The 19,200-nt window shown below is 59.2% G+C and carries 14 protein-coding genes; 10 read left to right on the top strand and 4 right to left on the bottom strand.

What is annotated here, in order from left to right:
• The 6 genes from ACN0XM_RS04265 (at nt 1) to ACN0XM_RS04240 (ending at nt 7,465) form a co-directional block, all read left to right on the top strand.
• Nucleotides 1-1,437 (top strand): MBOAT family O-acyltransferase, encoded by a 1,437-nt coding sequence (locus ACN0XM_RS04265; protein ID WP_417565678.1) that lies wholly within the window; start codon nt 1-3, stop codon nt 1,435-1,437.
• A gap of 9 nt (nt 1,438-1,446) precedes the next feature.
• Nucleotides 1,447-2,604 carry an alginate O-acetyltransferase gene (locus ACN0XM_RS04260; protein ID WP_417565677.1) on the top strand — a complete coding sequence of 386 codons (1,158 nt, stop codon included), beginning with the start codon at nt 1,447-1,449 and terminating at the stop codon, nt 2,602-2,604.
• 11 nt (nt 2,605-2,615) lie between these two features.
• The gene (locus tag ACN0XM_RS04255; RefSeq protein WP_417565676.1) at nt 2,616-3,266 is read left to right on the top strand and encodes an alginate O-acetyltransferase AlgF; all 651 of its coding nucleotides are present in this window, start codon (nt 2,616-2,618) and stop codon (nt 3,264-3,266) included.
• On the top strand, nt 3,263-4,687 hold the full coding sequence (locus tag ACN0XM_RS04250; RefSeq protein ID WP_417565675.1) for an alginate O-acetyltransferase AlgX-related protein: 1,425 nt from the start codon (nt 3,263-3,265) through the stop codon (nt 4,685-4,687). Before ACN0XM_RS04255 ends, ACN0XM_RS04250 begins: the two co-directional genes overlap by 4 nt.
• A gap of 33 nt (nt 4,688-4,720) precedes the next feature.
• A complete protein-coding gene (locus ACN0XM_RS04245; protein ID WP_417565674.1) occupies nt 4,721-5,902 on the top strand; it encodes an alginate lyase family protein in 1,182 nt (393 codons plus the stop codon).
• 99 nt (nt 5,903-6,001) lie between these two features.
• The gene (locus tag ACN0XM_RS04240; RefSeq protein ID WP_417565673.1) at nt 6,002-7,465 is read left to right on the top strand and encodes a mannose-1-phosphate guanylyltransferase/mannose-6-phosphate isomerase; all 1,464 of its coding nucleotides are present in this window, start codon (nt 6,002-6,004) and stop codon (nt 7,463-7,465) included.
• A gap of 75 nt (nt 7,466-7,540) precedes the next feature.
• On the opposite strand, the gene ACN0XM_RS04235 is transcribed toward ACN0XM_RS04240, so the two are convergent.
• Complete coding sequence (locus ACN0XM_RS04235; protein ID WP_417565672.1) at nt 7,541-9,142, bottom strand: sigma-54 interaction domain-containing protein; 1,602 nt, start codon at nt 9,140-9,142, stop codon at nt 7,541-7,543.
• Nucleotides 9,143-9,522: 380 nt separating this feature from the next.
• Between ACN0XM_RS04235 and cynS the strand changes: the two genes are divergently transcribed.
• Complete coding sequence (gene cynS / locus ACN0XM_RS04230) at nt 9,523-9,966, top strand: cyanase (protein ID WP_417565671.1); 444 nt, start codon at nt 9,523-9,525, stop codon at nt 9,964-9,966.
• A gap of 160 nt (nt 9,967-10,126) precedes the next feature.
• Here the strand turns inward: cynS and ACN0XM_RS04225 are convergent, their stop codons facing one another.
• Nucleotides 10,127-10,405, bottom strand: a complete 279-nt coding sequence (locus ACN0XM_RS04225) for an ACT domain-containing protein (RefSeq protein WP_417565670.1) — start codon at nt 10,403-10,405, stop codon at nt 10,127-10,129.
• Nucleotides 10,402-12,102: an acetolactate synthase 2 catalytic subunit gene (gene ilvG, locus ACN0XM_RS04220; RefSeq protein ID WP_417565669.1), complete on the bottom strand. Its 1,701-nt coding sequence runs from the start codon at nt 12,100-12,102 to the stop codon at nt 10,402-10,404. Before ilvG ends, ACN0XM_RS04225 begins: the two co-directional genes overlap by 4 nt.
• A 309-nt stretch (nt 12,103-12,411) precedes the next feature.
• Between ilvG and ACN0XM_RS04215 the strand changes: the two genes are divergently transcribed.
• Genes ACN0XM_RS04215 through ACN0XM_RS04205 form a run of 3 tightly spaced genes read left to right on the top strand, consistent with a single transcriptional unit; the run spans nt 12,412 to nt 17,329 of the window.
• Nucleotides 12,412-13,494 (top strand): efflux RND transporter periplasmic adaptor subunit, encoded by a 1,083-nt coding sequence (locus tag ACN0XM_RS04215; RefSeq protein WP_417565668.1) that lies wholly within the window; start codon nt 12,412-12,414, stop codon nt 13,492-13,494.
• Nucleotides 13,495-13,499: 5 nt separating this feature from the next.
• The gene (locus tag ACN0XM_RS04210; protein ID WP_417565667.1) at nt 13,500-16,583 is read left to right on the top strand and encodes an efflux RND transporter permease subunit; all 3,084 of its coding nucleotides are present in this window, start codon (nt 13,500-13,502) and stop codon (nt 16,581-16,583) included.
• The gene (locus ACN0XM_RS04205) at nt 16,583-17,329 is read left to right on the top strand and encodes a pseudouridine synthase (protein ID WP_417565666.1); all 747 of its coding nucleotides are present in this window, start codon (nt 16,583-16,585) and stop codon (nt 17,327-17,329) included. Before ACN0XM_RS04210 ends, ACN0XM_RS04205 begins: the two co-directional genes overlap by 1 nt.
• On the opposite strand, the gene ACN0XM_RS04200 is transcribed toward ACN0XM_RS04205, so the two are convergent.
• Nucleotides 17,317-19,173 carry a putative bifunctional diguanylate cyclase/phosphodiesterase gene (locus ACN0XM_RS04200; protein WP_417565665.1) on the bottom strand — a complete coding sequence of 619 codons (1,857 nt, stop codon included), beginning with the start codon at nt 19,171-19,173 and terminating at the stop codon, nt 17,317-17,319. The two genes, ACN0XM_RS04205 and ACN0XM_RS04200, sit on opposite strands and share 13 nt — an antisense overlap.
• Between the last annotated feature and the right edge of the window lie 27 nt (nt 19,174-19,200).

Genomic DNA, 19,200 nt, shown 5'->3' with positions numbered 1-19,200 from the left:
ATGGTCTTTTCCTCCAACATCTTCCTGTTCCTTTTTCTGCCACTGTTTCTCGGAGTCTACTACCTGACACCGTTCAGGTATCGCTCACTCGTGATCCTGATTGGCAGTTACTCCTTCTACGCGTGGTGGCGGGTGGATTTCCTGCTGCTGTTCGTGGCCGTGACGGTCTGGAACTACGTGATTGGCCTGGGCATTCACCGGGCCGGTATCGGCACCAGCGGCGCCCGCAAGTGGGTGGCGGCGGGCGTGGTTGGCGACCTCGCCACCCTGGCTTACTTCAAATACGCCAACTTCGGCGTCGACAGCCTGAACGAACTTTTGCTGGCCGCTGGCAGCCAGCCACTGGAACTGGCCAACATCATTCTGCCGATCGGCATTTCATTCTATGTGTTCCAGGCGATCTCCTATGTGGTGGATGTCTATCGTGGGGACACGGAACCGACCCGACGGTTCATCGATTTTGCCGCCTTCATCGCGTTGTTCCCCCAGCTCATTGCCGGGCCGGTACTGCGCTATAAGGATCTGGCGGACCAGTTTACCGAGCGTACGCACACGCTGGAGAAGTTTGGTGAAGGCTCGGTGAGATTCATGCAGGGCTTTATCAAGAAGGTCTTTATTGCCGACTCCATCGCGCCACTGGCGGATAACGCCTTTGCACTGGCCGATCCCACCATGGCGGACGCCTGGCTGGGCATCCTGGCCTATACGGCGCAGCTGTATTTCGATTTCTCCGGTTACTCGGATATGGCCATTGGCCTAGGGTTGATGATGGGTTTCCGGTTTCCTGAAAACTTTAACCAACCCTACATCAGCCAGAGTATTACCGAGTTCTGGCGCCGCTGGCACATCAGCCTGTCTACCTGGCTGCGGGATTACCTGTACATCCCCCTGGGGGGCAACCGTGACAGTACCTTCAAAACCTATCGTAACCTGCTGCTCACCATGCTGCTCGGTGGCCTGTGGCACGGCGCCAACTGGACGTTCCTGCTGTGGGGCGCCTGGCATGGCCTGTTGTTGTCGGCGGAGCGCCGATTGGGGGCTTCTGGTAACCCGGCGAATTTCCGTTGGCTCCGGTGGGCAACCACGTTCCTATTCGTGATGCTGGGCTGGGTCACCTTCCGGGCCAGCACCCTGAGCGATGCATTCGGTTTCTATGGCGCCATGTTCAGTTTCGACGGCGCCGGCCTGAGCGGTTTGTACCTGCAAGGCATCCGTGACCTGAATCTGGCCATCCTTGTGCTTGCCTACGGCGTGATTGCGCTGATGGGGTTGCGGAACCGTCTGGCCCGGCGTGGCTTGATTGACCTGACCGCCCGGGGCGGCGTGGCCACTGCCTGGCGCTCAGCGACCGGACCGCTGCTGGTTCCGGTGTTTGCCCTGACGGTGCTCAAGCTGTCCGCCGAGAGCTTTTCACCTTTCCTGTATTTCCAGTTCTGAGGAGCCGTCATGACCAAAGCCGCCGCAATACTGACAGCCTGCCTTTTCATCGCCCTGGTGCTGGTGCTCGGTGTACTGTCCGTCCGCCCCCTGCTGGGCTACGAGGCCCAAGCGAATCTGAATCTGGTCAACGGGGAATGGGCCAGGGAGCTGGAAGGGCACTACGACGACCAGTTTCCGGTCCGGGATCTGGGCACCAATCTCTGGGCCGCCATCAACTATTCCCTGTTTGAGGAAGGTCGCCTCGGCGTCGTGGTGGGTCGGCAGGGCTGGCTTTTCAGTGAGGAGGAGTTCTATCCGGCAGAGCTCGGCGGCGACCTGGTCGCCCGCAATCTGGAGCGAGTGACTCAGGTCAGCCAGTACCTCCGCGCCCGGGGTATTCCTCTGGTGGTCCTGGTGGTGCCTGCCAAAGCCCGTATTTACTCGGAGAAGCTGGCCGGAACTAACCCTGAGGCGGTGATGGCCTCCCTGTACGACCGCTTCCTGAGCAATCTGGCGTCGGCGAAAGTCGCGGCGCCGGATCTGGCACCCGCCCTGGAACAGGCCCAGCGTGACGGGCAGCGCGTGTTTCTGCGCACAGATACTCACTGGACGCCGGTGGGCGCCGATTTGTTTGCCCGGCATGCTGCGACCTTTATCCGTGAGCGGTTCCCGCAACAGTCATGGGGCGAGCAGACATTTATCACCTCGGTGGAGGAGCCAGTCACGCACCGGGGGGACTTACTGACTTACATCCCGGTGGCCCCAGCGTTTACTGAATTTGGCCCAACCCCGGATCAGCTCAAGCCGAGGACAACTGAGGAGGCCGCAAAACACAGTGCCAATGCCAATGCCAATGCCCTGTTCGGTGGCAGCACGGCCGAGACAGTTTTGGTGGGCACCAGTTACAGCGCTAACCGGTTGTGGAACTTTCCAGGGGCTCTACGGCAGCACCTGGGCCGGGACCTGATCAATGTGGCGGACGAAGGTCAGGGGCCGATCCAGCCGATGACCGATTACCTGCAATCGTCCGATTTCCGAGATCAGCCGCCACAACTCGTGATTTGGGAATTTCCCGAACGTTACCTGGCGCAACCGGTGGAATCTGAACAGGCCCTGTCCTGGTTCCGCCAGGTGGACAAACTGCTGGCCGCGACGTCCGGTCGCAGCTCTGAAACCAACCCGTGAGGATCATAACCATGAAAACGCTTGTGCATAACGCTTTGCTAGTCGTGATCAGTTTTATTTTTGCCGTGAGTGCAGCGCAGGGAGGAGAAGGCGCGCTTTATGCCGCCGAGGCCCCGGACGGCGCGGCGTTTATTCGGGTGATCAATGCCGACGCCAGCGGCTCGCTGGCGCACGCTGCCATTGGAGGCAAAGTGATCAAGGAGGTAGAGCCCTTGGCCGCGAGCCCATATATCTACCTTCCCGAAGGTACTTACCAGCTTGAGGTTGCCGGCCGGTCAACCCCGGTTCGAATGGATAAAAATGAGTTCTACACCGTGGTCGTACTGGATTCCGGTAAAACGAAAGTGCTCAACGATGTTGCGTTCGATAACCCTCGCAAGGCAATGCTGTCGTTCTACAACCTGACTGACGAGGGTGGTGTCAGTCTCAGAACGGCAGACGGCAAGGTTGCTGTCATTGAATCGGTGGATTCTCTCGACGTCGACAATCGCGAGATTAATGCCGTCAAGATAGTGCTCGGTGCTTTCCAGAGTGGCGAATCACTGGCCAGAACCCCTCAGATCAGCCTTCAGCGGGGCAAAGTGTTCAGTGTTTTTGCCATTGATGTGGGTGGCTCGCCACGCTTGGTGGTGGCCGAGAACAAGGTGGATACATCGGTATGAAGCAGAGTTATCCAGGTCGCGCATTCCGGGCGGTGTTGCTGGTCGTCCTGCTTGTTGGCTGGGCCTCGTCGTCCAGCGCCGTTGAGCTGCCAGAGTACGATATCCAGCGGTGCTGCGATTTGTGCCCGCTGACCGCATCCCCATCCAGCTACGACACCAGTTACCTGAAGAACTTCAAGATGCTGGTGCAGGGTGAGGACGGCTGGCTGTTCCGCTCAGAAGCCGAGTTGGTGGAACAGTTCGGGCCTGATCTGGAGGGGCTTAAACACCTGAAGCGCTTTGCGCGGCAGTTGAAAGAGACCACCGGCACGGAGCTGGTGATGGTGTTCCAGCCCACCAAGGGGCTGGTTCATCCCGACCGTTTGCCGGACACCTCACCGGTGCCATTTAACTGGAACCTGGCCCGACACAGCTATGGGGAGGCGCTCGACCGGTTTCGCCAGGCCGGTCTGGTGGTGCCGGACCTGACCCCGCTGCTGGCGGAACCGCCTGGCGAGGAAGCTTATTACTTCAAGCGTGATCACCACTGGACACCCTACGGTGCGAGGCGAACAGCGAAAGTGGTGGCGGAAAGAATCAAGAAAATGCCCGCCTACCAGGCGCTTCCAAAACAGGACTTTGTCACCCGTCGATCCGGCCTGATCCGCAAGGATGGTTCATTGCAGGATGCCGCGCGTCGGATCTGCGGCTTTGCCTATGGCTCTCAGTATGTGGATGAATTCCGCACGGAATCCGCTGGTACGGGCGAAGCAGGGGGCGCCAGCGCACTGTTCAGTGATCAGGGGCTTCCGCCAATTACGCTGGTGGGCACCAGTAACAGCAAGGGCGCCCAGGATTACAATTTTGTCGGCTCACTCCAGGAGTTTCTGGGCGCGGAGATTCTTAACGTAGCCGTGGCGGGAGGCAGTTATGACGGCTCCATGTTCGAGTATCTGCTCTCTGACAATTTTCGCCAGTCGCCCCCGAAGATCCTGATCTGGGAGGTGCCGGGTTACCACACTCTGGACAGCAGTGAATTCTACCGGCAGGTGACGCCCATGATCAGCGGTGCCTGTGAGGGCACAAAGCCGGTACTTCAGAACACGACCGCCGTTGGGGTCGGTGTCAACGAGGTCCTCTACAACGGCGGTGGCCAGTTTCGCGAGATGCCCAGCAGCGAGTATGTGGTCGACCTTCAGTTTAGCGACCCCGCAGTAAAAGAAGTGGATGCCTTTGTCTGGTTCGTTTTCGGCCGTAAGGACCGGGTGGACATGGAGTACGGCGACCGCGTGGAAACCCCGGGGCGGTTCGTGTTCGAGCTCCCGGAAGGTCCGGAGTGGAACGATGAACTGTTCATGTCTCTGGACCTGGAACTCAAGCCTGAACAGGTCAGTGAAGGACTCACGGTCACCGCAAAGATTTGTCAGCGTCAGGATGTCTGACGCACATTCAACCAAAGTAAGGAGAACATGGCCATGAAGATCCGACAACGGTCCGAACCCGGACAGTGGCGACGGACGCTTCTGACGGCAGCTGTATCCACGGTCTTTGGAGTCAGCACGGTGACTGCTGGCCAATGCCTGGACGGGGAGTTGCGCGCACCAGCGGGTTACTACCAGATTCCGGTGCAGGGTGACGGCGGTGATTATGATTGCGAGCGGGTGGAGCCCCATGAAGGCAGCCTGTCATTGACCAGCAAGTACCAGGGCAGCGACGACGCCCGAAATGAGCTTAACGAGGAGGCCCAGCGGGCCTACAAGGAGGCTACCGAGAAGGTCCGGAACTTTGAGAAAGTGGTGATCGCCGCAGCGGACGATTATCAGGTGGATGGCGATGGCACCGCTGCGCTGAGGTGCCTGATGGACAACCTTGATAACTGGGCCAGCGCGGATGCTCTGCTGACCGACGACATCAACCACGTGGGCCAGGCAGTCCGGAAATGGGCCCTGGCGGCGTCGGCCAACGCCTATCTCCGGGGCATGGCGGCGGCGCCCGAGGGCGCGTTCGATCCCGATCAGTCAGACCGTATTGAACGCTGGTTCCGGCAGCTCAGTGAAGGCGTTCGTGCCTACTACACTGATCGCGACCCGGAGAAGGTCAACAACCACGACTACTGGGCGGCCTGGGCGGTAATGTCGTCTGCGGTGGCGACCCAAGAATGTGGCGACTGGAACTGGTCACTGGCGAAATTCGATGAGGCCATGGGACAGGTCGACTCTGCGGGCTATCTACCCCGGGAACTCAGCAGGGAAACCCGGGCTCTGGAATACCTTAACTACGCCATTCAGCCACTGGCGTTGATCGCGACGTTCGCTGAAGTGAACGGTTACGCCTTGCATGAAAACTATCGGAATGAGTTGCAGGCACTGGCACAGAACGTCGTCAACGGCCTTGAGTCTTCGGAGGTTATCGAAGACCTGGTGGGGTATGAGCAGATCACGGATGGGCTATACAAGTCCTGGTCACTGGCGTGGATGGAACCCTGGCAGGTGATGTGGGGCGATGTCGAGGGCATGTCTGGTTTCCTCGACGAGCTGCGGCCTATGAAGTCCACTCGCCTGGGTGGAGACATTTCCTACCTGTACCGGATTGCTCCCTTATGGCCTGTCGATGCGAGGCCCAACCCACCCGGTGATATTCAGTTACGAGACAGATAAATATCCCTGAGGGGCCCGGTGCTGTATGCGGTCGCCCCCTCGGAACGTGCCCACGGAATGTTTCTGTGGCAGCCAATCGAAGAGTAAAGGAGCAGGATAATGATTCCAGTCATTCTCTCAGGTGGTAACGGTTCCAGACTCTGGCCCTTGTCGCGCCAGGCTTACCCAAAACAGTTCCTCCCGCTGGTGGGGGAACAGAGTATGTTGCAGCAGACTCTCAGCCGGCTTCCAGCCGACGATATAGACGCGCCAGTGGTCGTGGCCAACGATGAACACCGATTTATCGTCAAGGAACAGCTGGCGGCCATCGGCCGTGAGCCCCTGTCTATTCTGCTGGAACCCTTCGGACGTAATACCGCACCGGCGGTTGCACTTGCTGCCATTGAGGTGGCCCGTAAGGACCCGAAAGCGATCATGCTGGTTTTGCCGGCAGATCATGCGATTGACGATACTGAAGCGTTTCGCTGTGCGGTGCTCAAAGGGCGGGAGGCGGCTCAATCCGGCGGTTTGGTGTTGTTTGGCATTACGCCCACCCGGCCAGAAACCGGCTATGGGTACATCGCTGCCGGCCAGTCGGGTGCCGCACCCGGCGGTGCCCGACCAGTGTCGCGATTTATCGAGAAGCCTGACGCCGAAAAAGCCGCCGCGTTGCTGGCAGCCGGTGGTTACTATTGGAACAGTGGCATGTTCATGTTCCGCGCGGATAGCTATCTGGCCGAGCTTAAGAAGCACAGCCCGGACATTTACGACACCTGTCTGCTCGCGGCGCGGAGCTTTACCCGCGATATGGAGTTTACCCGTATTCCCTCGGAAATTTTCGAACACTGCCCGGACGATTCCATTGATTATGCGGTCATGGAAAAGACTTCCAAAGCCCTGTTGGTTCCCATGGATGCCGGTTGGAGCGATGTTGGCTCCTGGTCAACCATCTGGGATGTGACCACCAAGGACGATGAGGCCAATGCAGTGGTGGGAGATGCCTGCCTGGAAGACACCAAGGGTTGTCTTGTGCATGCCTCGGACAAATTGGTCGCTTTACTGGGTGTCAAGGATCTGGTGGTGGTGGACACTAAAGATGCGGTTATGGTGGCCCACCGGGACAACGTGCAGGACGTGAAAAAGCTGGTGACGCGGCTGAATCGGGAGGCGCGCACAGAAACCCGAACCCACCGGCAGGTATTCCGACCCTGGGGCAGTTACGACAGCATTGATATGGGAAACCGGTTCCAGGTCAAGCGCATCATGGTGAAGCCCGGGGAGAAATTGTCCCTGCAGAAGCACCATCACCGGGCAGAGCACTGGATCATTGTTCGTGGTACTGCCGAGGTGACCCGGGATCATGAAACCTTTCTCTTGTCGGAAAACGAGTCCACCTACATACCAATTGGCTCGGTGCACCGTCTGTTCAACCCCGGGCGGATTCCGCTTGAACTGATCGAGGTGCAATCCGGTGCCTACCTCGGCGAAGATGACATTGAGCGTCTGGATGACAGGTATGGCCGGTCTACGCCGCCGGCGGACGTTGTAGACGAGAGTATCCCGGTGATGTCCGAGCGGGTGTGAGCTTGGCGGTACGCTCCGCCCGGGGTTTGCCCGGGCGGAGCGTACGACTGCGTAATGTGAGCGCCAGTCTTTGGGTCAGGAATCGCGGACGAGTCCGGGGCTAATGCCGAGCTTTTTCAATCTGGACGCAAGGGTGGTTGGCTTGATGCCAAGAAGGGCAGCCGCGCCATCATCCCCGAATACTCTCCCGCCACTCATCTGCAGGGCCCGTTGCAGGTTCTGTTTTTTCAACTCTCTGAGCTCACTGTCTGTCATCAATTCGCCACTAAAGTGCCTCGCCGGCGCGGTTTGCGTTGCGACAGGGCTGGTAACGGAATCAGGACCGGACAAATCCAGGTCCAGTCGGCCGTCAGCCGTAATCACCTGTCGTTCGATCACGTTTTCCAGTTCCCGCACATTGCCAGGCCAGTGGTAGGCCTTGAGGGTTACAACGTCGCGCTCTCGCAGAGCCAGGGCAGGGCGGTTGAACTTCTGGCAGGCGCGGCTGAGGAACTCCTGGGCGAGGATGGGAATGTCCTCCAGGCGTCGGCGCAGGGGAACGGATTCGATGGGGAAGACGTTGAGGCGGAAGTAGAGGTCTTCACGGAAGGTCTTTTCTTGTATTTCCGTTTTCAGGTTCCGGTTGGTGGCGGCGATGACGCGGACATCGACCGCCCTTGTGCGGTTTTCGCCGACCCGCTCAAACTGCTGGTCCTGCAAGACCCTTAACAGTTTGCCTTGCAGTTCCAGGGGGATTTCTCCCACTTCATCCAGGAAAAGCGTGCCACCATCGGCCAACTCAAACCGGCCAACACGGTCGTTGATCGCGCCGGTAAAAGCGCCCTTGATGTGGCCGAAGAACTCGCTCTCGAACAGGTCCTTCGGGATCGCAGCGCAGTTCACCCGGATCAGCGGCCGTTCCCGGCGAGTGCTGGACTGGTGGATGGCGCGGGCGATCAGTTCCTTGCCGGTGCCGGATTCCCCGGTGACCAGCACGTTGGCGTCGGTGGGCCCCACCATGCCGATTCTGCGGACGATGGCTTTTATGGCGTCGCTCTGGCCGAAGATTTCGTGGAAGTGGTACTCGGCGCTGAGCTCTTCCTGCAGGTAGGCGTTTTCCATTTCCAGACGATGCTTGAGGCTTTCCACTTCTTCCAGCGCCTGTTGCAGTTCCTTCTGGGCCTGCAGGCGCGGTGAAATGTCCCGGAAGACGACAACGGCACCTACTGGATGGCCGTTATCCAGAATAGGGGTGCTGGTGTATTCCACCGGAAATCCGGTGCCGTCTTGGCGCCAGAACCAGTCTTCACCCACCCGTTTGACGCTGGCATCCCGAAAGGCGGCGTAAATGGGGCACTCTTTCAGGGGATAAAGGCTGCCATCCTCGTGGGAATGGTGTACGACCCGGTGAATCACCCGGCCCATGAGTTCATCAATTCGCCAGCCCAGCATCCGTTCCGCCGCCGGGTTGGCGAAGGTGGTGCGGCCTTCGACATCCACGCCATAAATGCCTTCCCCGACGGCGTGGAGGATCAGCTGGTTTTCCCGCTCCATATCCTTGAATAGTTCCTCGACCCGCTGCCACTCCAGCAACCCGCCCCGGTGGTAGTGGTTGGCATCGTGCCTTTCCCGAAGGGTTCGCAGCTGATCAACCCAGTTTGTGGTGGCGGTGGGGGCGATGATGGTCTCGGGGCTCATGGGTCTTTCCTCTGTTATCCGGGAAAAGACAAAACAAACCCTGTGCCAACTACGAATAATCGTGGTATCTGCTACGAAAAATCGTGAAATACGAATTCTCGTAGCTGTTGTCGGTTGCGTTAGCGCTTTTAAAAGGTAGTTAAAACAACTTATTAAAAAACTTTCAGCAGTTGGCACAAACCCTGCGATAGCTCTCTCAAAACACGTAACCGGCCCGGCCATGTTTCAGCTACCAGGCCCCCAGCTACACCTTCTCTGCACCGAAAGGGTGCGAAAACGATTGGAGAGTAGGGAGAGTGCCCCATGACCGCAAACCGTTCCAGTTGTCCACCGCCCGTGCGGTTAATGTCTGAGCTCAATAGCCAAAAGAGGAAATAGCCATGATGAACAAAGAACTGATGACTGCAAAAATTTTGGAAGCCAAAGTGTCCAAAGGCATCACCTGGGAAGTCCTTGCCGATGCCATTGGCATGTCCCCGGTGTTCACCACCTCGGCAGCCCTGGGCATGAACAGCCTGGCCGAAGATAAGGCGTTTGCCCTGTGTGAAACTCTTGGCCTGGATAAGCCGGTGGCCGAAGCTCTGCAGGTGTGCCCCAAAAAATCCTGGGACAGTGCTGTTCCGCAAGACCCGCTGATTTACCGTCTGTACGAAGTGGTCGGCGTTTACGGTGACACCATGAAAGAACTGATCCACGAGAAATTCGGTGACGGCATCATGAGCGCCATCGATTTCACCATGGACATCGAGAAGGAGGAGAATCCGAAGGGCGACCGTGTTGTGATTACCATGAACGGCAAGTTCCTGCCTTATAAGGCCTGGTAACCTTTCGAGTCTGGGTCCACTGCCCTGCGGATTTGGGGGCTGGTCCCGGGGTGGAGTACCTTTTCTTCTGGGAAAAACAACTCGCTGCGCTCAGACATTTTTTCCCGACAGAAAAGGTACTCCACCCCGTGACCGTCACACAATGGCGGGTTTACAGAGGTCAGGCAATTCGTGAACGAATAGCCGCTGAACCTTCCAAAGCAACTTCCGCAACCGTGTGGAGTTTTTCCAGCTGCGACTGCAACATGGCGATCGGCCGCGTGCCTTCCAGGGTGAGGGCGATATCAAGATGTTCCCCGGCGCTTTCTACGGCCATTCTGGCAATCCTGAACCCGCGAATTCGGACTACCTGACACAGGCGCTCCAGAGCGGCGGCTTCCTGGGACATGCGGCAGTTGAGAGTATAACTCGGCGTTGAGATATCGGCTTTCCGGGTCATGCTACGTGCTCCTTGTTTGCAGGGCTGGTGCGTCGGGGTTCGTCGATCATTTCGCGGTTGCTGGCGCCCGGCTTGACGATGGGCCAGACGTTTTCTTCACGGCTGATGGCGACGTGCAGCAGCATCGGGCCGTTGAAGGCCAGGATGGTTTCGATGCCGCGGCGGATCTGGTCAGTGCGTTCAATGTACAGGGCCGGGATGTCGAAAGCCCGGGCCATGGCGACGAAGTCCGGGTTATCGTCCAGGTTTATCTGGCTCTCCCGGTTGTTGTAGAACAGCTCCTGTTGCTGGCGGACCATGCCCAGGCACTGGTTGTCCATCACGATGAGTTTTACCGGCAGGTTGTAGCGGCGGATGGTGGCCAGTTCCTGGGCGTTCATCATGAACGAGCCGTCGCCGGTGACGTTGATGACAGTGCCGTGCCGGTCAGCAAACTGGGCGCCGATGGCGGCGGGCAGGCCGAAGCCCATGGTGCCGAGGCCGCCACTGGTGAGGTGGTGGCGTGGGTGATCGAATTCGTAGTGCTGGGCCACCCACATCTGGTGCTGGCCAACGTCGCAGGCAATGACGGTATCGTCCGGGGCGATTCTGGAGAGTTGGCGGATAAAGGCGGGGCCGGTGACTGGGGCCATTGGATCATCGTTATCGGCCGCGTGGAAGCCGCCTGTGGTGTGCCACGTTTGGCACTGTTTCTGCCAGTCGCTGATGGCCAACGGCTTATCCTTTAATGCTTTGGTCAAAGCCTCAAGAATTTCATTCAGGTCTCCGCGGATGGCCAGGTCGGCCTGGCGCAGTTTGTTGATTTCGGCGGCGTCCGCGTCGATGTGAATCATCTTTGCTTTGGGGGCAAAGCCGTTCAGTTGGCCAGTGGCGCGGTCGTCCAGGCGGGCGCCGATCACCAGTAACAGATCGCATTCGTCCACGGCCTTGTTGGCGGCGCGGGAGCCATGCATGCCCAGCATGCCGAGGTTGTAGGGATTGTGTTTGCCCGGGTTCCCGATGCCTTTGAGGGTAACAACCCCGGGCAAGGCGGAGCTTTGGGCAAACGTCCGGAAGCTGTCTTCAGCGTGGCCCAGGCTGATGCCGCCGCCGCTGTACAGCAGAGGCTTGCGGGCGGCGCGCAACATGGTCAGTGTGTCGATCAGGTCCGGGCAGCAGCTGTGCTGTGGTTGGCGCTGCGGGAAAGGCGCATGGGTAACGTCGGTCAGGAGCAGGTCCTTGGGGATATCAACCCACACCGGTCCCGGTCGGCCGCTTTGCGCCAGTTCAATGGCCTCTTCCATGATGGCGGGCAGGGTGTCGGCGTCGTCAACCAGGTAACTGTGTTTGACGATACCCAGGGTCATGCCCAGTACGTCGGTTTCCTGGAAGGCGTCAGTGCCGATCAGGCCGGAGGGGACCTGACCGGTGATGACCAGCATGGGGATGGAATCCCGGTGGGCATTGGCAACGCCGGTAATCAGGTTGGTGGCGCCGGGGCCGGAGGTGGCGATGCACACCCCCAGCTTGCCACTCGCCCGGGCATAGCCGTCGGCGGCGAGGGCACAGCCCTGTTCATGGCGGCACAGCACGTGCTCCACGCCCACATCGTCCACCAGCGCGTCGTAAAGCGGCATGATGCAGCCACCCGGATACCCGAAAACCGTGCTGATGTTGTGGCGGTGGAACGCTTCAAGAATGTGCTGTGCGCCGTTCATGGTCGTTTTTTCCCTTTTTCTTTGCCGCAAAAAGAAACCCCCGGGACCTTTCGGTGCCGGGGGTTTCTGGTGTCTTGTCAGGTTTGTCGCTATCTCACCCGCTTGTCCACACAGAAGCCCCCGGACGGTACCACGACCACCAGGACAAGCTTCACAAGGACAATCACTGCGTTGAGATTCATAAAATCGACAGTCTGCTCTGAATTCGTTAAAAGATTCTGTGTAGAATCTACCCCACGTTTTTAGCCGGATGCAACCGTTAATTGCCGGTTTTTTTCTGTCAGCCTTACGAAAGGATTCACACAGTCCATGACGAAAGCAAAGTGGGGTTCCCTCGGCCTGTCACTACTGATTGTGATCGCACTGGTGCTCTGGATGGTTACCGGTGAGATAAAGGTGGCCAGTGATAAGCCTCCGGAGCGCCAGGATAGCCGTGACGGCCAGCTGACAAGTGTTCAGGTAGAAACCCTGACAGCAAGACTCCATGAACCGGGTCTGATGCTTCAGGGCCAGCTGGAACCGTGGCATTCTGTGATGCTGAGCGCCCAGGTTTCCGGCCGGGTGGAATCACTCACTGTGGGCCTCGGCGAACAGGTCCAGCAAGGACAGAAGCTGCTTTCGATCTCCGATGAAGGGCGCAGTTCGGCGGTCCTGCGCTGGCAGTCCAGAGTTCGCAAACTGGAAGCGGATTTGGCCGCGGCCCGCCGGCTGCGAGCCGACAATCTTGCCGCCCAGTCTGAAGTGCTGGGCCTTGAGAGTGAGTTGGCCGCCGCCAATGCGGAACTGATCAGCGCCCGGCAGGCGGTCAGTCATCTTACCCCCGAGGCGCCTTTCAACGGAGTCATCAACAGCAAATCCGTGGAGACCGGAGACCTTGTGCAGGTGGGCTCCCCGCTTTTCCAACTGGTAAGAGTGGACCGTCTTAAAGCGACTGCGCAGATTCCCCAGCAGTCAGTGACCAATGTAGCGCCTGGCCAGGCCGTCCGGGTGGATCTGCTGGACGGCAGCCGGCTCTCCGGCGTTGTGACCTTTGTTGCCAGTGCGGCATCACAGGAAACCCGCAGCTTTGCAGTAGAGATTGCTGTGGAAAATCCCGACCGCCGGCGGGTGGCGGGTGGCAGCGCCAGCCTGAGAGTAGCTCTGCCGGAGGTGAAGGCGATGTTCATTTCTCCGGCTTACCTTTCGCTCGGAGACGATGGCCGCCCGGGGGTGCAATACGTGGACGACCAGAACCGGGTGGTGTTCGGCGAAGTGACATTGCTGAGCGTCTCCACCGATGGGGCCTGGGTAACCGGGTTGCCGGATGAAATCCGCCTCATTACCCGGGGTGGTGGTTTCGTGAGCAACGGTGAGAAAGTGATGCCGGTCGATGCCGCTGAAGACAGGGGTTAGGCGAGATGCGCACGCTGATCTTTGCCGCCATTGGTCGCAGCCGTACCACGCTGCTGACGCTGCTGTTCCTGATTCTCGGCGGTATCGCGGCGTTTCAGACCATTCCCAAGGAAGCCAATCCCGACGTCACCATCCCGGTGATCTACGTGTCCATGACCCTGGACGGGATCAGCCCGGAGGACGCTGAGCGGCTGCTGGTGCGGCCCATGGAGCAGGAGCTGAGATCGCTCGAGGGCATCAAGGAAATGCGGGGCACTGCTTCCGAGGGCCATGCTTCAGTGATGCTGGAATTCGATGCCGGTTTCGATCCGGACAAAGCCCTGCAGGATGTTCGGGAGAAAGTCGACACGGCCCGCAGCAAACTGCCCGGGGAGGCAGATGAGCCGAGGGTAAACGAGATCAACGTGTCCCTCTTCCCGGTGTTGTCGGTCGGGCTGTCCGGCCCCCTGTCAGAGCGGGAGCTGATTACTGTAGCCCGGCAGTTCCAGGATGCCATCGAATCCATACCCGAGGTGCTGGAAGTCGAAATTGGCGGCGACCGGGAAGACCTGCTGGAAGTCGTGGTGGATCCCCAGGTGCTGGAAAGCTACGGCCTCGACTTCGATCAACTGGCTTCGCTGGTAACCCGCAATAATCAGCTCGTAGCGGCAGGCTCGCTGGATACCGGAAACGGGCGCATGGCCCTGAAAGTGCCCGGGGTGATCGAAACCATTGAGGACGTGATGTCCATGCCGGTCAAGGTAGATGGGGATACAGTGGTGACCTTCGGGGATGTTGCCATGCTCCAGCGTACCTTCAAGGATCCCACTGGATTTGCCCGGATCAACGGCGAGCCGGCGCTGGTGTTGGAGGTCTCCAAGCGCTCCGGTGCCAACATCATCGAAACCATTGGCCAGGTCCGCGACCTGATCGACCAGGCCAGGCCCCAGCTGCCGGAAAGCCTGGAAATTCGCTATATCATGGATCAGTCCGAGGAAGTGCGGGACATTCTCAGCGACCTGCTGAACAACGTTCTCACGGCCATCGTGCTGGTGATCATCGTAGTGATTGCCGCCATGGGGCCACGTTCTGCGTTCATGGTGGGATTGACCATTCCCGGCGCGTTCCTCACCGGAATTCTGGTGATCTGGACCATGGGGCTCACCCTCAATATCGTGGTGCTGTTCAGCCTGATCCTGGTGGCGGGCATGCTGGTGGATGGTGCCATCGTTGTGTCCGAGCTTGCGGACCGGAACCTGTCGGATGGCCAGACGGTAAAAAATGCCTGGGCCGAGGCCGCAAGCCGCATGGCGTGGCCGATCATCGCTTCCACAGCCACCACCCTGGCGGTATTTGTGCCGCTGCTGTTCTGGCCCGGGGTGGTGGGGGAGTTCATGAAGTTCCTGCCTTTGACGGTCATTATCTGTCTGGTGGCATCGCTGGCGATGGCGCTGGTGTTTCTGCCGGTGTTGGGCAGTGTCAGTGGCGGCCGGAGGGCCCGGCAGAGTGAAACAACAGGCCGGCTGATGCAACACTACCGCTGGTTGCTGTCGGTACTGCTGAAATCGCCCGGGCTGACACTGATTGGGGTGCTGTGTGTCATTGCGGTGATCTACGCCGCCTACGCCCGTTTCAATTACGGTGTGGAGTTTTTCCCGAGTGTCGAACCGGATTCGGCCCAGGTGCAGGTGCGGGCCAGGGGCGACCTGTCGGTGTGGGAGCGGGATACGATTGTCCGTGAGGTCGAGCAGCGCCTGCAGGGTATGCCAGAGGTAAAGGCCCTTTACGCGCGTTCAACGGTCAGCGCCGGTTCGCAGATGGCGCCGGATGTCATTGGTGTTCTTCAGTTCCAGTTCACCGACTGGTACACCCGGCGCCCGGCCAGTGCCATTCTGGAGGATTTCCGGAAGCTGACCGGCGATATTCCGGGCGTTGAGCTGGAATTCCGCAAACAGGAAGGTGGGCCGAACGAGGGCAAACCCATTGAGCTGCAGGTGAGCAGTCGCTCGCCCAATAGCCTCAACGGCTACGTGGACAGCATCAAGGACCACATGCGGGAGCTGGGTGGTTTTGTGGATGTCGAGGATGATCGGAGCCTGCCGGGTATTGAATGGCGGCTGCAGGTTGACCGGGAAGCCGCCGCCCGGTTCGGCACCGATGTGCTCGGTATTGGCAGTGCAGTGCGGCTGGTTACCAATGGCCTGGTGCTGGCTACCTATCGCCCCGAGGACGTCCGGGACGAGGTCGATATCGTGGTGCGGGTGCCCAACAACTGGCGCGAGCTTGACCATTTGCAGCGGCAAACCCTCCACACCTCCCGCGGCCAGGTGCCGCTTTCGCAGTTCGTCGACCTTCAGCCGGGAGACAAGACCGGCAGTATTGTCCGGGTCGACGGCCAGCGCACCGTGACCATCAAGTCCGATCTGGCCCCGGGCCGGCGGGTGGATGAGCTTCTTCGTTTGCTTCAAGCGGAAATGCCTGAGCCGCCGGAAGGCATTTCGGTGAAGTTTGCCGGTGAAAACGAGGATCAGCAGCAGGCCGCAAACTTCCTGGTCACTGCCTTTCTGGTGGCCATCGGGATGATGCTGCTGATTCTGGTGACCCAGTTCAACTCGCTCTACCAGACCTTCCTGATCCTCTCTGCCATTGTGCTTTCGACTGCCGGGGTGCTCCTTGGCCTGCTGGTCAACGGCCAGTCGTTCGGCATTGTAATGGTGGGTATGGGAACCATTGCCCTGGCGGGAATAGTGGTGAACAACAATATCATTCTGATCGATACCTACAACCAGATGCGCAAGGAAGGGCTCACCGCCTATGATGCGGCCCTGGAAACCGGCTGTCTGCGTCTGCGACCGGTTTTGCTCACGGCCATCACCACCGTGCTGGGCCTGATGCCCATGGTGCTTGGGGTGAATGTGGACTTGCTGACGCCTTCTCTGGGTCTCGGGGCGCCGTCCACCCAGTGGTGGACCCAGCTATCCAGTGCCATCGCGGGCGGCCTGACCTTCGCCACAGTGCTGACGCTATTGCTCACGCCCTCGCTACTGGTTCTGGGTAGCCGGGCCGGCCAGACTCTGGTCAGGCTTGCTGCCCGGGTTGATAGTCCCTGATGTCGATGCAGAATCCACTGACCGTTCTATTTCACGACGATCACCTGCTGATCGTCCACAAACCGGCGGGGCTGCTGGTGCACCGAAGCCCCATCGACCGGCATGAAACCGAGTTTGCCCTGCAGTACGCCCGGGCGCTCAATGGTGGCCGGCATGTTTACCCGGTGCACCGTCTGGACAGGCCGACATCAGGAATCCTGGTGTTTGCCAGGGACACTGTCACAGCACGCACTCTAGGGCTTGCGATGATGTCGGGGGAGGTTAGCAAGACTTATCTGGCGATGATTCGGGGCTGGCCGTCGGAGTGTGGCGAAATTGATTACCCGCTAAGGGAAGAACCTGAAGATCGTCGCCTGAAGGGTATCGAACAGCCCGTACGGGATGCCTTCACACGGTACAGGACCCTGGCCACTACCGAGATACCGGTGGCTATCGAGAAATATCCGACCAGCCGGTACGCGGTGGTTGAGCTTTGCCCCAGAACCGGCAGAAAGCATCAGCTGCGGCGGCACATGAAACATATCAACCACCCGATTGTTGGCGATGCCAATCACGGCCGGGGCCGGCATAATCGTTATTTTGCGGAGCGGTTCGGTCAGGGGCGGCTGATGCTGGCGGCAACCCGGATGGAGTTCAGGCACCCCGCCTCGGGGGAGCAGACGGTGATCACCGCCACGCCGGAAGACAGCTTTCTTGAGGTGTTGTCAGTCTTTCCGGAGTTTCCGGTTCCTGGTCAGTCGGAGTAATAGCGGCCAATGATGTCGGAAAAGGGCAGGGGTTTGCTATACAGGTAGCCCTGGATATAGTCGCAGCCTTTCTCGACCAGCCAGGCCTCATGGGCTTCGTTCTCTACGCCTTCTGCCACCACGGAGAGCCCCAGCCCCCGGGCCAGACCGATGATGGATAGGGTGATGGCGCAATCGTCGTCGTCATCCGGCAGGTCCTTGATGAACGAGCGATCGATCTTGATCCGGGAAAATGGCAGGCTTTTCAACCGGGATAACGACGAGTAGCCGGTACCGAAATCATCGATGGCCAGCTCGGCCCCGGCATCAACCAGCTGTTCCAGAACCTTCGCGATGACCCCGGAATCCCCCTGGATCGAGTCCTCGGTCACTTCAAACTGCAGGGCGCTGACCGGCATTTTTTGCTCATTGCAGATCTGTTGCACCAGCTCCGGCAGCTCAGGAACCAGCACCTGTTCCGCAGAGAGGTTGACCGAGACGGTTGGCACGTGAATACCCCTGTCCTTCGCTTCGCGCCACTGTTCACAGACCCGTCGAAGCACGCAGGCTCCGAGTTTGTACATCAGGCCGGCACTGCGCGCCACATCCAGGAATTCAAGGGGTGAAAGCCAGCCCCGCCTGGGGTGGTGCCAACGAACCAGCGCCTCCAGGCTTTCGACTTTTTTGTCCTTGCGAGCCATGATCGGCTGGTAAAATACGTCCAGGGAACTGGTTTGTAGGGTTTCCCGCAGTTCGCTCTCAAGGGCGAAGCGGGAGCGTGCGGTCATCTGTATTTCGGAATCGAACAGCGTGGAACGATCCCGACCCTGCCGTTTGGCGTGGTACATGGCGGCTTCTGCGCCCCGAAGCAGTTCTTCGGGCTCCTGGCAGTCGCCGGGAAAGTGGCAGATGCCCATGCTGACACTGACGTTCAGGTCCTGGTCTGACACCCGGATAGGCTTGCGAATGCGGCTCTGGATCTCCTCGGTGACCTCTTCCAGAAAGTCGGGCAGCGTGTAATTCCGGATGACCATTGCAAATTCATCTCCCCCGATACGGGCGAGAAAGTCCTTACCGGCCAGTTGAATCTCGTTCAGTCGCTGACCGACCTCGGCAATAACCTGGTCCCCCGCCTGGGGTCCCAACCCATCATTGATGACTTTAAGTCGGTCTATATCAATCCAGAGCAGCGCAAGGCTACCGGCACCACGGCGTTTGATCTTGCGCACCAGATGGCCAAGCCGGTCGCGGAGGGAATCGATATTGGCGAGGCCGGTCAGGGAATCGTAACGCTTGACGTAGTCCAGTGCCCGTTTGGATCTCAGCCAGGCTTCGTGGGTGTTCATCAAGCTGACGGTGTCAGCAATAGCTACCGCCAGGGAGATATCCGGGACCGACCACTCCCGGCGTTCATGGGATTCCAGGCAGACCACGCCGCTGAGCTGATCACCATCGAATATGGGGGCATCAAGCATGGCGTGAATATTCTGGACCGACAGGTACTCGCGGTCGAAAGATTGGGTTCGCGGATCGTGCTGGGCATCGTCCACCGCAATGACTCGGGCCGCTGTAATGGCCTGAAAGTACTCGGGGTGGTCGGACCGGAAGAGGTTGTAGCCGGAATCCTGTTGCGGGACGCAGCTGTCGCGGCCAGGATGCTCTTCATCGTGCAGCCACTCGCAACTGATGCGGTCACGCTCCGGTGGAAACAACCAGACGCTGGCGCGCTTGATACCGAGCCGCCGGGTACACAGTTCGGTGAGGGCCGCCAGTTTCCGGGGCCGGGGCATTTCGATGAAACCGTTTTTATGAGTCAGCTCCATCAAGGCCTTGTGGTGGGTCACGAGGACTTCGCTGTCACGCATGGCCGGGCTCAATAGGGTGTCCTTTTC

The sequence above is a fragment of the Marinobacter sp. genome, assembly GCF_048269445.1.
Classification (GTDB): Bacteria; Pseudomonadota; Gammaproteobacteria; order Pseudomonadales; family Oleiphilaceae; genus Marinobacter.
The sequence above is the reverse complement of the archived record's forward strand: the minus strand, read 5'-3'. Positions and strand labels throughout refer to the sequence as shown.

What these genes read in the sequence shown, in the direction of transcription:
- ACN0XM_RS04265 (WP_417565678.1), top strand. Translation starts at nt 1, where the DNA reads ATGGTCTTTTCCTCCAACATCTTCCTGTTCCTTTTTCTGCCACTGTTT.
- ACN0XM_RS04260 (WP_417565677.1), top strand. Translation starts at nt 1,447, where the DNA reads ATGACCAAAGCCGCCGCAATACTGACAGCCTGCCTTTTCATCGCCCTG.
- ACN0XM_RS04255 (WP_417565676.1), top strand. Translation starts at nt 2,616, where the DNA reads ATGAAAACGCTTGTGCATAACGCTTTGCTAGTCGTGATCAGTTTTATT.
- ACN0XM_RS04250 (WP_417565675.1), top strand. Translation starts at nt 3,263, where the DNA reads ATGAAGCAGAGTTATCCAGGTCGCGCATTCCGGGCGGTGTTGCTGGTC.
- ACN0XM_RS04245 (WP_417565674.1), top strand. Translation starts at nt 4,721, where the DNA reads ATGAAGATCCGACAACGGTCCGAACCCGGACAGTGGCGACGGACGCTT.
- ACN0XM_RS04240 (WP_417565673.1), top strand. Translation starts at nt 6,002, where the DNA reads ATGATTCCAGTCATTCTCTCAGGTGGTAACGGTTCCAGACTCTGGCCC.
- ACN0XM_RS04235 (WP_417565672.1), bottom strand. Translation starts at nt 9,142, where the DNA reads ATGAGCCCCGAGACCATCATCGCCCCCACCGCCACCACAAACTGGGTT.
- cynS (WP_417565671.1), top strand. Translation starts at nt 9,523, where the DNA reads ATGATGAACAAAGAACTGATGACTGCAAAAATTTTGGAAGCCAAAGTG.
- ACN0XM_RS04225 (WP_417565670.1), bottom strand. Translation starts at nt 10,405, where the DNA reads ATGACCCGGAAAGCCGATATCTCAACGCCGAGTTATACTCTCAACTGC.
- ilvG (WP_417565669.1), bottom strand. Translation starts at nt 12,102, where the DNA reads ATGAACGGCGCACAGCACATTCTTGAAGCGTTCCACCGCCACAACATC.
- ACN0XM_RS04215 (WP_417565668.1), top strand. Translation starts at nt 12,412, where the DNA reads ATGACGAAAGCAAAGTGGGGTTCCCTCGGCCTGTCACTACTGATTGTG.
- ACN0XM_RS04210 (WP_417565667.1), top strand. Translation starts at nt 13,500, where the DNA reads ATGCGCACGCTGATCTTTGCCGCCATTGGTCGCAGCCGTACCACGCTG.
- ACN0XM_RS04205 (WP_417565666.1), top strand. Translation starts at nt 16,583, where the DNA reads ATGTCGATGCAGAATCCACTGACCGTTCTATTTCACGACGATCACCTG.
- ACN0XM_RS04200 (WP_417565665.1), bottom strand. Translation starts at nt 19,173, where the DNA reads ATGCGTGACAGCGAAGTCCTCGTGACCCACCACAAGGCCTTGATGGAG.